At 44.6% G+C, this 12,336-nt stretch carries 13 protein-coding genes; 10 read left to right on the top strand and 3 right to left on the bottom strand.

All coding sequences use genetic code 11. The features are described from left to right. Nucleotides 1-156 precede the first annotated feature (156 nt). The 3 genes from TRESU_RS09930 to TRESU_RS09925 are packed head-to-tail and all read left to right on the top strand — an operon-like array spanning nucleotide 157 to nucleotide 1,706. Complete coding sequence (locus TRESU_RS09930; protein WP_013702092.1) at nucleotides 157-672, top strand: TlpA family protein disulfide reductase; 516 nt, start codon at nucleotides 157-159, stop codon at nucleotides 670-672. Continuing rightward, entirely contained in the window at nucleotides 669-821 is a 153-nt protein-coding gene (locus TRESU_RS15185; RefSeq protein ID WP_013702091.1) for a CD1871A family CXXC motif-containing protein, read from the top strand. Before TRESU_RS09930 ends, TRESU_RS15185 begins: the two co-directional genes overlap by 4 nt. A 15-nt stretch (nucleotides 822-836) precedes the next feature. After that, a complete protein-coding gene (locus TRESU_RS09925; protein WP_013702090.1) occupies nucleotides 837-1,706 on the top strand; it encodes a 4Fe-4S binding protein in 870 nt (289 codons plus the stop codon). A gap of 125 nt (nucleotides 1,707-1,831) precedes the next feature. Here the strand turns inward: TRESU_RS09925 and TRESU_RS09920 are convergent, their stop codons facing one another. Together TRESU_RS09920 and TRESU_RS09915 are read right to left on the bottom strand one after the other, a co-directional pair. Then, a complete protein-coding gene (locus TRESU_RS09920) occupies nucleotides 1,832-2,602 on the bottom strand; it encodes a YoaP domain-containing protein (protein ID WP_013702089.1) in 771 nt (256 codons plus the stop codon). 23 nt (nucleotides 2,603-2,625) lie between these two features. Continuing rightward, nucleotides 2,626-3,264, bottom strand: a complete 639-nt coding sequence (locus TRESU_RS09915; RefSeq protein WP_041612386.1) for a TetR/AcrR family transcriptional regulator — start codon at nucleotides 3,262-3,264, stop codon at nucleotides 2,626-2,628. Between the two features lie 298 nt (nucleotides 3,265-3,562). Between TRESU_RS09915 and TRESU_RS09910 the strand changes: the two genes are divergently transcribed. The 4 genes from TRESU_RS09910 to TRESU_RS09895 all read left to right on the top strand — a co-directional run bounded on the left by TRESU_RS09910 (nucleotide 3,563) and on the right by TRESU_RS09895 (nucleotide 6,909). Continuing rightward, the gene (locus tag TRESU_RS09910) at nucleotides 3,563-5,332 is read left to right on the top strand and encodes a 1-deoxy-D-xylulose-5-phosphate synthase (RefSeq protein ID WP_013702087.1); all 1,770 of its coding nucleotides are present in this window, start codon (nucleotides 3,563-3,565) and stop codon (nucleotides 5,330-5,332) included. 34 nt (nucleotides 5,333-5,366) lie between these two features. Further along, the gene (locus TRESU_RS09905) at nucleotides 5,367-5,801 is read left to right on the top strand and encodes a cyclophilin-like fold protein (RefSeq protein ID WP_013702086.1); all 435 of its coding nucleotides are present in this window, start codon (nucleotides 5,367-5,369) and stop codon (nucleotides 5,799-5,801) included. A 106-nt stretch (nucleotides 5,802-5,907) separates the two neighbouring features. After that, the gene (locus tag TRESU_RS09900) at nucleotides 5,908-6,468 is read left to right on the top strand and encodes a flavodoxin (protein ID WP_013702085.1); all 561 of its coding nucleotides are present in this window, start codon (nucleotides 5,908-5,910) and stop codon (nucleotides 6,466-6,468) included. Between the two features lie 84 nt (nucleotides 6,469-6,552). After that, nucleotides 6,553-6,909 (top strand): carboxymuconolactone decarboxylase family protein, encoded by a 357-nt coding sequence (locus tag TRESU_RS09895; RefSeq protein ID WP_013702084.1) that lies wholly within the window; start codon nucleotides 6,553-6,555, stop codon nucleotides 6,907-6,909. A 235-nt stretch (nucleotides 6,910-7,144) separates the two neighbouring features. Here the strand turns inward: TRESU_RS09895 and TRESU_RS09890 are convergent, their stop codons facing one another. Continuing rightward, on the bottom strand, nucleotides 7,145-8,026 hold the full coding sequence (locus TRESU_RS09890) for a LysR family transcriptional regulator (RefSeq protein WP_013702083.1): 882 nt from the start codon (nucleotides 8,024-8,026) through the stop codon (nucleotides 7,145-7,147). Between the two features lie 155 nt (nucleotides 8,027-8,181). Here TRESU_RS09890 and TRESU_RS09885 point away from each other — a divergent pair, with 155 nt between their 5' ends. The 3 genes from TRESU_RS09885 (at nucleotide 8,182) to tet(W) (ending at nucleotide 12,315) form a co-directional block, all read left to right on the top strand. Further along, entirely contained in the window at nucleotides 8,182-9,249 is a 1,068-nt protein-coding gene (locus TRESU_RS09885; protein WP_013702082.1) for an alpha/beta hydrolase, read from the top strand. Between the two features lie 262 nt (nucleotides 9,250-9,511). Continuing rightward, nucleotides 9,512-10,033: a P-loop nucleotide/nucleoside kinase family protein gene (locus TRESU_RS09880; RefSeq protein WP_013702081.1), complete on the top strand. Its 522-nt coding sequence runs from the start codon at nucleotides 9,512-9,514 to the stop codon at nucleotides 10,031-10,033. 362 nt (nucleotides 10,034-10,395) lie between these two features. Beyond that, the gene (gene tet(W), locus TRESU_RS09875; protein ID WP_013702080.1) at nucleotides 10,396-12,315 is read left to right on the top strand and encodes a tetracycline resistance ribosomal protection protein Tet(W); all 1,920 of its coding nucleotides are present in this window, start codon (nucleotides 10,396-10,398) and stop codon (nucleotides 12,313-12,315) included. The last annotated feature ends 21 nt before the right edge of the window (nucleotides 12,316-12,336 follow it).

The following is a 12,336-nucleotide window of genomic DNA, read 5'->3' as shown; positions in this document are numbered from 1 at the left end:
ATTTCTGGAATTGTAAACCATTTATATTTTTGCCGATTGAGCTTAAAAGCTCTTTTTCCTTTTGAATATTTCCTTTATTGACTGTATTTTCTCTTCTTTGTATTATAATCCCAGCCTTGCGAGATTTGAGAGGCTCGCCTTCACAGGAGAATTTATATGAAAAAACTCTTTACTGTAATCGCGCTTTTGACTCTTTCAACACTTTTATTTGCACAAAAAGCGGGTGACAAAATTTCATTTACTGCCACAGACTTTAAGGGAAATCCCGTAACAAGCGAAATTTTTGCAAAGAATAAGCTTACGATGGTAAACATCTGGGGTACTTTTTGCGGTCCCTGCATCCGGGAAATGCCTGATCTTGCCCGCATAAACGAAGAGAATAAGGCAAAGGGAATTGAAGTTATAGGAATTGTAATAGATATTCTTGATAACAAGGGCCAGGTCAGTGAACGGGTAAAGACAACAGGCGAGAAAATCATCAAAAATACCGGCGCAGACTATACCCATGTTATTCCGAATATCGAGATGTTCTCCGGTATTCTGCGAGGTGTGCAGGCTGTTCCGACAACGATTTTTGTAGATTCAAACGGAAATCAGGTTGGAAATGCGTATCTTGGTTCACGCAGCCAGAAAGACTGGCAGAAGATTATCGATGGAATTCTGGAAAAATGAAATTGGATGAAAAAGTCCGTAAAATCATAGCAATAATCTCCCTCTGTCTTGGAATTGGCCTTGTGATAGCAGGGGTTTTCCGGGGAGAGGCAGAAACTGTTTTCAATAAAGCCAGCAGAATCTGCCTGGAATGTATCGGAATAGGATAGAAGAGGAATTTTTCTATGGCAGGCAGTTCAAGACTGAAAAAACATTCCCGCATTCGTCTAATATTTCAGGCATGTTTTGCAGCCATTTCAAACGGCTACATCAAGGGTTTTTCCCATGGAAAAATTTTTGAGGGCGGCTCGAAAGCTGTCTGCCTTCCGGGGATGAACTGCTATTCCTGTCCGGGAGCGCTGGGAGCCTGTCCGATTGGCTCTCTGCAGGCCACGCTCAATGCCCGCGAATACCGCATCTCAATGTATGTTGTGGGCTTACTTGTGATATTCGGAATTATTCTTGGACGATTTGTCTGCGGTTTTTTATGCCCATTTGGTCTTGTTCAGGATTTGCTTTTTAAGATTCCATTCGTCAAAAAAATCCGTCGTCTTCCGGGCGAAAAAGGTCTGCGCTGGCTGCGCTTTGTATTTCTGGGAATTTTTGTAATCCTGCTTCCTATGTTCGTTATTGATATTACAGGTTTGGGCGAGCCCTGGTTCTGTAAGTGGATTTGCCCGGTGGGAACACTTGAGGGAGGCGTTCCGCTTGTGCTGTTAGATAAAGGAATGCGGGAGGCCGCGGGCTTTATCTTCCGCTGGAAAGTTTTAATCCTATTAATTACGCTGTTTTCTTCTATTATAATATGCCGTCCATTCTGCCGCTATGTTTGTCCGCTCGGCGCAGTTTACGGAATCTTCAACAAGATTTCATTTTATCGCTTTAAAATTGACACTGAAAAATGCACAGAGTGTGCCTCCTGCCAGAAAATCTGTAAATTAGACATTCCCGTATGGCGGAATCCCAACAGCATGGACTGTATACGCTGCGGCGACTGCAAGACAGTCTGTCCCAATAAAGCAATCAAATTCACAGTATCGAATGTAGAAAAATAGAAAAAGGCAACAAATCAAAATTGACTGCAATGCTTTCTATGACGCTGGATAATGTGGTATGCGCGCTCTTTCCCATTATCCTTCGGACTGATGGATAATTTTGCTTTATATTCCAGGGCGGCTTTCTAAACCACCGGAAAAGATTTTATTTCTCCTGTTTCCCCCGCAAGTTTCAAAAACTTTTTGTCGGACTGGATTGCGTGCGTTATGAATTTTCCGTTGTAGAAAAGGGCGTAGGTTGTAACCGGGGAAGGGGCGTTCCGGGCGGATGACTTATCTGTTATGTGGATTACTTTAAGGGGAATGTTGTTTTCTTTCGCCGCTTCCTGAACTTTTGGGACCCAGTAATATGTGAACGGACACTGGTCTGTGTAGTAAAGAACAAAGCCGTTTTCGTCAGTTTTTGGGTGTTTTGCACATTCTTTGAATCTCGGAGGTTCGGCATTCTTGTCGAACGGCAGGTACATAAGTGTAATTCCCGGCTCGGAAGTATCTGCGACAGCAAATCCCTTGTGTTCAAGATATTTTGAATCCGACAGAAACTCTTTTTTTCTTCCTTCCGACGAAAGTATGCAGATTCCTTTTTTTTCTGTTTCCTTTGCGTCCCGAATGCATTCCGAAATCAAATCGTCAGAATAACCGTGTCCTTTCATAGCGCCGGCAATCCACAGGCAGTTGATGTAAATGTAACCGCCAGCCTCAATCGGAATCCATGCATTTTCAGCCGGAATATATTCAATAAAACACTTGCCGCGCTCCTTGCTCCGGTAAAAAACAAGCCCGTCTTCAAAGCGGTTTTTCATCCATTCCTTTTTAGCAAGGCTCTGTTTTCCAGACATGGCGCAGCAGATGTGCTCCAAGTCAATGTTTTCTTTTGTAATTTTTATATATTCCATAAAGCTCCGTCCAGAAAGAAAAATTATTTTTCCCAGCTTAGCCGCATCAAGATAAAAGTTTTCATGTCTTCGTAAAAGTCCATTTTTGGCGGAACAATGCCGATTTGATCAAGGGCGGCTTTGACTAGCGGATTCTTATAGCAGCAGACCGCATTTGAAGATGCAAAAAAAAGCACATCCAACTGAATTTTATAGGATTTTTCAGCGGAAATATTAAGCATTTGCGAGAGCCTGTCGCGGAATAAATATGCAAAGTTATAATATTTTTTTTTGAATGAGGCGAGTCGTTCGACTGTTACATTTGTTTCAATAATCGGATTTAAATACGAAACGTATCGCATATAATCCTGGTGCGCGTTTACAAGCCCTGCCCAGACTTCTGCAATTACTTCAAGGCTGAAATTATTTTTTTGCGGAAAAGCAGAAAGAAGCGAATTGAAGTATGCGGTCATTTTGTCGGAGGCAATTTCAAGGATGATTTCTTCTTTTGTTGTTACATACTTATATAAATTTGCGCGGGACCAGCCTAGTTTTTCTGCAATCGTAGAAAGAGTGATTTCTGTATAAGGAAAATTTTCAAAGAGTTCTTCGGTTGCTTTTTTTATCTGGTTCAGACGCTCTTCTTTCTGGTCGTAGCTTCGCGCGCGGATATAATCTGCCATGCAAATATAATAGAATAAAACAATTTTTATTTCAAGAATAAGTGATGAAACGTTGTTTATTTTAATTTTTAGTGTTGACAAGTAACTAAAATGTTTGTAAATTCTGTTTAAGTAACGGAATGTTTCTTAAAAATAAATAAAATGTACTATTATGTGCGCTAGGGATAGTAGCACCTGCGAAGCAGTCCGGTAGCGAAGCGGACGGATGAGCAGTTTGCGAAGTGCGGATAGCCCGACCGTTGCGGCAGTTGAGCTTGAGAAACGAACGCAGCGGTAGCGCCCAAAAAATGGAGAAAATATGTACTTGGAAAAAATCAATTCACCGGCTGACTTGAAAAAACTTTCTTTGCCGGAGATGACGGCTCTTGCGGAAGAGATGCGCGAGGCTTTGTTCAACCGGCTTACGAAAATCGGCGGACATTTTGGACCGAACTTTGGAATGGTTGAGGCGACAATCGCGCTTCACTACGTTTTTAATTCGCCTGTGGACAAGTTTGTTTTTGACGTTTCGCACCAGAGCTATGCGCACAAGCTTTTGACCGGGCGAAAAGCCGGATATTTGGACGATGCGCATTTTGCGGAGGATTCTGGCTACACGAATCCTGACGAAAGCAAGCACGATTTTTTCAATGTGGGACACACTTCAACTTCTATTGCGCTGGCGGCAGGTCTTGCGAAAGGGCGCGATGTCCTTGGCGGAAAGGAAAATATTATCGCAGTGATTGGTGACGGCTCGCTTTCTGGCGGAGAGGCTTTGGAGGCGTTGAGCGTTGCAGGTTCTGAGCTGAATTCAAATTTCATCATTGTTGTGAACGACAACGAGATTGCGATTGCGGAAAATCACGGCGGAATCTACAAGAATCTGAAAGAATTGCGCAAGACAAACGGAAAATCTTCAAACAATATGTTCCGCGCGTTCGGGCTTGACTATATTTATGAGGAAAACGGAAACGACATCGGCGCAATGATTGCGCTTTTTGAAAAGGTGAAGGACATTGACCATCCGGTTGTGCTTCATATCCACACTTTGAAGGGAAAAGGCTATGCCCCTGCTGAGAAAAACAAGGAGGCCTGGCACTGGACTCTTCCGTTTGACCGCGCGACCGGAAAAACGACTGTGAATTTTGGAGACGGAGAAAGCTACGGCGCGATTACTCCGAACTGGATTATGGAGCGTGCCGCAAAGGACAGGAAATTTGTTGTCGTGACTCCTGCAATGCCGGCCTCGGTCGGACTTGTGCCTGAGCTTCGTGTAAAGCTCGGCCCGCAGTATCTTGACGTTGGAATCGCGGAGGAGGCGGCAGTTGCGGTCTGCGCAGGAATCGCGAAAAACGGCGGAAATCCGCTTCTGGTTACAAATATGACTTTCCTGCAGCGCGCTTACGACCAGATTTCGCAGGATGTCTGCATAAACAATCTGCCGGTTACAATGCTGATGAACTACACTTCGTTTGACGGACTTACCGACGTTACGCATTTGGGAATTTTCGGGCTTGCGGTATTCACGAATATTCCGAATCTTGTGGTTCTTGCTCCGACCTGCGCAGAAGAATATCTGAATATGCTGAACTGGTCGATTGAACAGAAATCCCACCCGGTTCTGATTCTGATTCCAGGGAATGAAGTTTTCCACCGCTCGTCTTGCGCAGAAGAAAAAACTTTTGACGCGCTTGACACTTACAAAGTTGAAAAGAAAGGCGAGAAAGTCGCGGTTGTCGCGCTCGGCGACTTTTACCAGAAAGGCGAGGCTGTTGCGGCGGCTATAAAAAGCGCTCTTGGCTTTGAGCCGACTTTGATAAATCCGCGTTTTGCAAGCGGCGTTGACAAAAAACTTCTTGAAGAGCTTAAGAAAGACCATGTGCTTGTGATTACGCTTGAGGACGGAATCACAAGCGGCGGCTTCGGCGAAAAAATCGCCTCGTTCTACGGAATTTCAAATATGAAAGTGAAAAATTACGGCCTGGAAAAGAAATTCTACGACCGCTACAATCCGGCCGGGCTTTTGAAGGAGCTTGGAATGACAACCGAGCAGATTCTGGCGGACGTGAAAGAGATTCTTGGGAAATAAAAAACTGGGAAACAGAAATTTGGAGGCGCGGCTTGTGAAAAAACTTTTGCTTTCATTTTTTATCATTGCGGCTTTGGCGGCGAGTTCCTGTGCTTTTGCGGAAAATGCCGTAAATGGAGAAAATATGAAAATCAGTGTTTCGGACGGAAAAAATAAAATCGTTTATGAACTGAACGCAAGCGGGCAGAGCAAATCGCTTTACAGTCAGCTTCCGATAAAAGTTCAGATTGAAAACTACAGCACAAACGAAAAAATCTTTTATCCGAAAGAAAAAATTCCGCTGAAAAACGGAATTGAAGGCTCAGGCGATTCGGGAACGCTGGCATATTTTTCGCCGTGGGGAAATATCGTTCTTTTTTACGGAAAATTCAGCGGGTATCCTGGACTTTTTATTCTTGGAAAAGCGGTCAGCGGCGCGGAGAATATAAAAAATCTTTCAGGCATTGTTAGCGTGGAAGCGGAAAAATAAATGCGGAAAATCATCCGGCAAACAGCTGGGAAAGAGATACAGCCAACAGGAGCGGAACCTAACACATTGAGGGGGGGGGGAAACGCCCGAAAAATTTGGAGGAAATATGAAAAAACTTTTAATTTCACTTTTGGCAGGAGGAATTCTTATGTTTGGAGCAAATGCGCAGAGTTCACAGGGAACACAAAACGCAAAAAAGACGGTTGTCTGCTATTTCAGCGCGACAGGGACTACGCAGCGGCTCGCAAAAACAGCGGCTTCGGCTTTGGGCGCGGACTTGCACGAAATTGTTCCGGCGCAAAAATATTCTAGCGCGGACTTGAACTGGCGAGACAATAATTCTCGCTGCGTAAAAGAAAACAACGACAATAAAAGCCGTCCTGCAATCGCAAACTCGATCGACCTGAGTGGCTACGGCAACGTGATTATCGCATATCCAATCTGGTGGGGATTCGCTCCAAAAATCGTCTACACATTCGTTGAACAGAACGACCTGAACGGCAAGAATCTTGTGGTGCTCTGCACAAGCGGCGGAAGCGGACTTGGACGAAGCGGCTCTGACTTGGCAAAGCACGCAAAAGGCGCAGTTCTGAAAGGTGGCCGGGAATTCAGAGGAAGCGCATCCGGTGCGGAAGTGAAAAAATATATTGACAGCATTTTGAAATAAACTGACTGTGTGTCATTTCCAGGCAAACAACATGGGAATCTCTTTTTTTAGAAAGTTTAAACAAATATTTTGAGGGGGAAAATTATGCCACAAAATGAAAATTCAGAAAATCAGAATCCGCAGAAAATTGTTCAGACGGCTGGGCGTGCGGCTCTTGGCGAGTTTGCGCCGGACTTTGCGCGCTTCAATGACGATATTCTTTTTGGCGAAAACTGGAACAATCATGACATCGACCTCAAAACCCGATGTATTATCACGGTGGTTGCCCTTATGGCGCAGGGAATTACGGACAGCTCACTTAAATATCACCTTGAAAACGCAAAGAAAAACGGCGTCACCAAAAACGAGATTTCCGCGGTTGTTACCCACGTTGCGTTTTATGCCGGCTGGCCGAAAGCCTGGGCGGTCTTCAATCTGGCAAAGCAGGTCTGGACGGAGTAGGTTTTAGTTATTCAAAACTTGCATATCAAGTTATAAAAACAAAATATTGGCAATATCTGATTTTTAATGTTGTTTTGAACTGCTTCGTAGAGCTACTATATTTAAGCCAGCAGGATTGGGTCGTGCGCTTTAGCGCATACGTAAAAACGCATACTGTAGGTTTTATATCCCTAAGACAGTTCGGAGAAAAACATATCCTCTTTTTTTCCGTTTTTACCGTCTAAAAAAACAGTCTTTACAGCGCAAGAAAACGGAATCTGTCCATTAATTTTTTTGCAGGCGGCGTAAGTTCCATGCCTTTTTTCCAGATAATAAACATCGGACTTTCCAGTAAAGGGAAAAGTGGAATATAAACCAACGGACTTTCAGTTCCTGTATTGATGATTTTGCCAAAACACAAAAGCGATCCGACGCCCTCTTTTGCGAGGAGCGAAAGGTTGAATGGAATATCGCCCGTTGCGACAATATTAAGCTTTTCAACCCTCTCTCCGCACCATTTCTGAAAATCGTAATGAAGGCTCTGCCGTGAAGCAATCAACGGCTCATTTGTTTCTATCAAGTCATCTGCTGTAATCTGTTTTTTTTTCGCAAGAGGATTGTCGCGCCGTGTAATCAGCCCGAATTTGTCAGTATACGGCAGCTTTAAAAATGAATATTTGTTCACATCGAATTCGCGCACAACAACCGCAAAATCAAGCTGTCCTCGGTCAAGTTTATATTCAACCATCTCGCTATCGCCGGAATAGATGTTCACCGTAATTCCTGCGCTCTCTTCCTGAAGCTGTTTTATGATTCGCGCAAGATATTTTATTGAATCGCTTTCGGCGGCCCCGATATTTACGTTTCCTCCAGTTGGTTCTGTCATAGATTTAAGCTCGTCAACAGTTTCGTCCGCAAGCGAAACTATGTCTCTAGCTCTCTTGTAAAGAATCTGACCCTCGGCAGTAAGGTGCATTGAATAGTTTGAGCGCTTAAAGAGCTTTTTTCCAAGCTCCTCTTCCAAATCTTTTATCTGCTTGGAAAGTGTCGGCTGCGTGATATGCAGAATTTCCGCCGCCCGGCTCATATTTTCTTCCTTTGCAATCGCTAGAAAGTATTTTAACACACGAAATTCCATAATTTGACATTATATCTATTCCTAAAAGGAATATCTAGTTATAAAAACAAAATATTGGCAATATCTTCTGGAATATTTTATATTTCTATTGTCGATAAAAACTAAAAACGGATGCGCACCGTAAAAACTTTGAACAGAATGGAGATTTTAAGAAAATGAAAAAATATCTAAGGAATTTTGCTGTTCTTACGCTTGCTTTTGTAGCGGCTAGCGGAGCTTTTGCAAAAATTAAAAATCAAAAAAACGAGGTGGCAGTAAAAATGGAAAAACTTAGGCTTGACTCAAAATGGGATAAAGTATTCCCTAAATCTGACAAAGTTGACCATAAAAAGGTAACTTTCGTTAACCATTTTGGAATCACGATTGCAGCTGATATGTATACTCCAAAATCAGTTCCTGACAGCGGAAAATTTTCGGCGCTTGCTGTTTCAGGACCTTTCGGCGCAGTAAAGGAGCAGGCTTCGGGATTGTACGCCCAGACAATGGCAGAACGCGGATTTTTAACAATCGCTTTTGATCCGTCATTCACTGGAGAGTCCGGAGGAAATCCTCGTTATATGAATTCTCCTGACATTAACACAGAGGATTTTCAGGCGGCGGTTGATTTTTTAAGCGTTCAAGAAAACGTTGATTCCCAGAAAATTGGAATCATCGGAATTTGCGGCTGGGGCGGAATGGCATTGAATGCCGCTGCAATCGACACACGGATAAAGGCAACCGCAGTAATGACAATGTACGATATGAGCCGTATTACAGCAAACGGATATTTTGATGCTGCGGACAATGAACAAGCAAGAATGCAAGCACGTGATTCTTTGAATGCTCAGCGCACCGAAGACTATAAAAACGGAACTTATAAGCTTGCCGGGGGGCTTCCGAATGAGCGTCCAGAGAATCCTGAATTTTTCAGCCAGTATTGGGACTATTACAAGACAGAACGCGGCTACCACCCAAGAAGCCTTAATTCAAACGGAGGCTGGTCAGTTCAGGCAAGTTCATCGCTCTTGAACACAAAACTTTTTGCCTATGCAGATGAAATTGAAAGCGCAGTTCTCATTGTTCATGGCGAGAAAGCCCACTCGCGCTATATGGGAGAAACTGCATTCAAACTGCTAAAAGGAGACAACAAGGAGCTTATGATAATTCCTGAAGCAAGCCACTGCGACCTTTATGACGGCGGAAATGGCAACTTTATTCCATGGGAAAATGCTCATGTACGGTAAAGAAGCAAGCAACCGAAAACAATAGATAGACCGCCAGCACTACACTATTCCGAACCAAAGACCAAAAGATAAGCATTGTGGGAAAATCTAAACTTTTGGATTCTCCTACAATGCCGACTACGGCGGAATCCCTCCCACTCCTTATATCTTTCTTTCCGTATACATTGAATTTGTATTTAGTAAATGCTATAATGTCCCTATTCAAATTATAAATGTGTTGAATTAGTTACATGTACATATTTTTTGTACCGGAGGAAGTGAAATGAATCCAAAAATTTATCTCATTACAGGCTTAATGGCTTCTGGAAAATCTACAGTTTCCGATTTACTGGCAAAATCAATAGAAAAATGCGTCCATCTTCGTGGTGATGTGTTCCGAAAAATGATTATTACAGGCAGAGAAAATATGTCAGCTACCCCATCAGCGGAAGCAGTCCGCCAGCTGTACCTTCGATACAAATTGACTGCTGATGCGGCAAAGTCATACTTTGACAACGGCTTTTCTGTAGTGATCCAAGATAACTACTACGGTGATGAATTAAATCGAATGATAAATTATCTGCATAAATACCCTGTTGAGGTTGTCGTTCTTTGTCCAGATGTGGAAACAATAAAAGAAAGGGAACGATACAGGGAGAAAACAGGCTATTCCGGCTTTACGGTTGAAACCTTATACGATACATTTATGCAGACAACACCACGGATCGGCTTTTGGCTGGACAATTCCAACCAAACACCACAGCAGACAGCAGAAACCATTCTGAACGCCAGGAAGCCGGTATGATTGTTACATATAAGGGGAAGAAAAATTTCTTTTAGGTACTTTCTTTCCTAAAACTGATGTGATATAATAGCTTCATTCCAGAAAAGGAGTAAAAAATATGCGGCAAGGTATTCTTAAATAAAACTATAATCAAATAGTGGGAACAAAGGATTATGATAGTTCCTTTTGTGGGGGCTTGATTTTTTGTACCCAATTTAAGAATACTTTTGCCTTATCAATTTTGACATATCCAAAAAAACAGCAGTCACAAACAGGTGTATGCTGTTTTTGGGGATGTCCGCAAATTATCATCCCCAGTGGTAAAAGTATTTTACTGCTGGGGATTTTTGTGCCCTTTCGGGCTGTAAAAGGAGGACAATCACATGAAAATAATCAATATTGGCATTCTTGCCCACGTAGACGCTGGAAAGACGACCTTGACGGAGAGCCTGCTATATGCCAGCGGAGCCATTTCAGAACCGGGGAGCGTCGAAAAAGGGACAACGAGGACGGACACCATGTTTTTGGAGCGGCAGCGTGGGATTACCATTCAAGCGGCAGTCACTTCCTTCCAGTGGCACAGATGTAAAGTCAACATTGTGGATACGCCCGGCCACATGGATTTTTTGGCGGAGGTGTACCGCTCTTTGGCTGTTTTAGATGGGGCCATCTTGGTGATCTCCGCTAAAGATGGCGTGCAGGCCCAGACCCGTATTCTGTTCCATGCCCTGCGGAAAATGAACATTCCCACCGTTATCTTTATCAACAAGATCGACCAGGCTGGCGTTGATTTGCAGAGCGTGGTTCAGTCTGTTCGGGATAAGCTCTCCGCCGATATTATCATCAAGCAGACGGTGTCGCTGTCCCCGGAAATAGTCCTGGAGGAAAATACCGACATAGAAGCATGGGATGCGGTCATCGAAAATAACGATAAATTATTGGAAAAGTATATCGCAGGAGAACCAATCAGCCGGGAAAAACTTGTGCGGGAGGAACAGCGGCGGGTTCAAGACGCCTCCCTGTTCCCGGTCTATTATGGCAGCGCCAAAAAGGGCCTTGGCATTCAACCGTTGATGGATGCGGTGACAGGGCTGTTCCAACCGATTGGGGAACAGGGGAGCGCCGCCCTATGCGGCAGCGTTTTCAAGGTGGAGTATACAGATTGCGGCCAGCGGCGTGTCTATCTACGGCTATACAGCGGAACGCTGCGCCTGCGGGATACGGTGGCCCTGGCCGGGAGAGAAAAGCTGAAAATCACAGAGATGCGTATTCCATCCAAAGGGGAAATTGTTCGGACAGACACCGCTTATCCGGGTGAAATTGTTATCCTTCCCAGCGACAGCGTGAGGTTAAACGATGTATTAGGGGACCCAACCCGGCTCCCTCGTAAAAGGTGGCGTGAGGACCCCCTCCCCATGCTGCGGACGTCGATTGCGCCGAAAACGGCAGCGCAAAGAGAACGGCTGCTGGACGCTCTTACGCAACTTGCGGATACTGACCCGCTTTTGCGCTGCGAGGTGGATTCCATCACCCATGAGATCATTCTTTCTTTTTTGGGCCGGGTGCAGTTGGAGGTTGTTTCCGCTTTGCTGTCGGAAAAATACAAGCTTGAAACAGTGGTAAAGGAACCCACCATCATTTATATGGAGCGGCCGCTCAAAGCAGCCAGCCACACCATCCATATCGAGGTGCCGCCCAACCCGTTTTGGGCATCTATCGGACTGTCTGTTACACCACTCCCGCTTGGCTCCGGCGTACAATACGAGAGCCGGGTTTCGCTGGGATACTTGAACCAGAGTTTTCAAAACGCTGTCAGGGATGGTATCCGTTACGGGCTGGAGCAGGGCTTGTTCGGCTGGAACGTAACGGACTGTAAGATTTGCTTTGAATACGGGCTTTATTACAGTCCAGTCAGCACGCCGGCGGACTTCCGCTCATTGGCCCCGATTGTATTGGAACAGGCATTGAAGGAATCGGGGACGCAGCTGCTGGAACCTTATCTCTCCTTCACCCTCTATGCGCCCCAGGAATACCTTTCCAGGGCTTATCATGATGCACCGAAATACTGTGCCACCATCGAAACGGCCCAGGTAAAAAAGGATGAAGTTGTCTTTACTGGCGAGATTCCCGCCCGCTGTATACAGGCATACCGTACTGATCTGGCCTTTTACACCAACGGGCAGAGCGTATGCCTTACAAAACTGAAAGGGTATCAGGCCGCTGTCGGCAAGCCAGTCATCCAGCCCCGCCGTCCAAACAGCCGCCTGGACAAGGTGCGCTATATGTTTCAGAAGATAATGTAACGTCTTGCGCAATGCAAGCGT

This window comes from Treponema succinifaciens DSM 2489 (assembly GCF_000195275.1).
GTDB lineage: Bacteria > Spirochaetota > Spirochaetia > Treponematales > Treponemataceae > Treponema_D > Treponema_D succinifaciens.
The sequence above is the reverse complement of the archived record's forward strand: the minus strand, read 5'-3'. Positions and strand labels throughout refer to the sequence as shown.

What these genes read in the sequence shown, in the direction of transcription:
- TRESU_RS09930 (WP_013702092.1), top strand. Translation starts at nt 157, where the DNA reads ATGAAAAAACTCTTTACTGTAATCGCGCTTTTGACTCTTTCAACACTT.
- TRESU_RS15185 (WP_013702091.1), top strand. Translation starts at nt 669, where the DNA reads ATGAAATTGGATGAAAAAGTCCGTAAAATCATAGCAATAATCTCCCTC.
- TRESU_RS09925 (WP_013702090.1), top strand. Translation starts at nt 837, where the DNA reads ATGGCAGGCAGTTCAAGACTGAAAAAACATTCCCGCATTCGTCTAATA.
- TRESU_RS09920 (WP_013702089.1), bottom strand. Translation starts at nt 2,602, where the DNA reads ATGGAATATATAAAAATTACAAAAGAAAACATTGACTTGGAGCACATC.
- TRESU_RS09915 (WP_041612386.1), bottom strand. Translation starts at nt 3,264, where the DNA reads ATGGCAGATTATATCCGCGCGCGAAGCTACGACCAGAAAGAAGAGCGT.
- TRESU_RS09910 (WP_013702087.1), top strand. Translation starts at nt 3,563, where the DNA reads ATGTACTTGGAAAAAATCAATTCACCGGCTGACTTGAAAAAACTTTCT.
- TRESU_RS09900 (WP_013702085.1), top strand. Translation starts at nt 5,908, where the DNA reads ATGAAAAAACTTTTAATTTCACTTTTGGCAGGAGGAATTCTTATGTTT.
- TRESU_RS09895 (WP_013702084.1), top strand. Translation starts at nt 6,553, where the DNA reads ATGCCACAAAATGAAAATTCAGAAAATCAGAATCCGCAGAAAATTGTT.
- TRESU_RS09890 (WP_013702083.1), bottom strand. Translation starts at nt 8,026, where the DNA reads ATGGAATTTCGTGTGTTAAAATACTTTCTAGCGATTGCAAAGGAAGAA.
- TRESU_RS09885 (WP_013702082.1), top strand. Translation starts at nt 8,182, where the DNA reads ATGAAAAAATATCTAAGGAATTTTGCTGTTCTTACGCTTGCTTTTGTA.
- TRESU_RS09880 (WP_013702081.1), top strand. Translation starts at nt 9,512, where the DNA reads ATGAATCCAAAAATTTATCTCATTACAGGCTTAATGGCTTCTGGAAAA.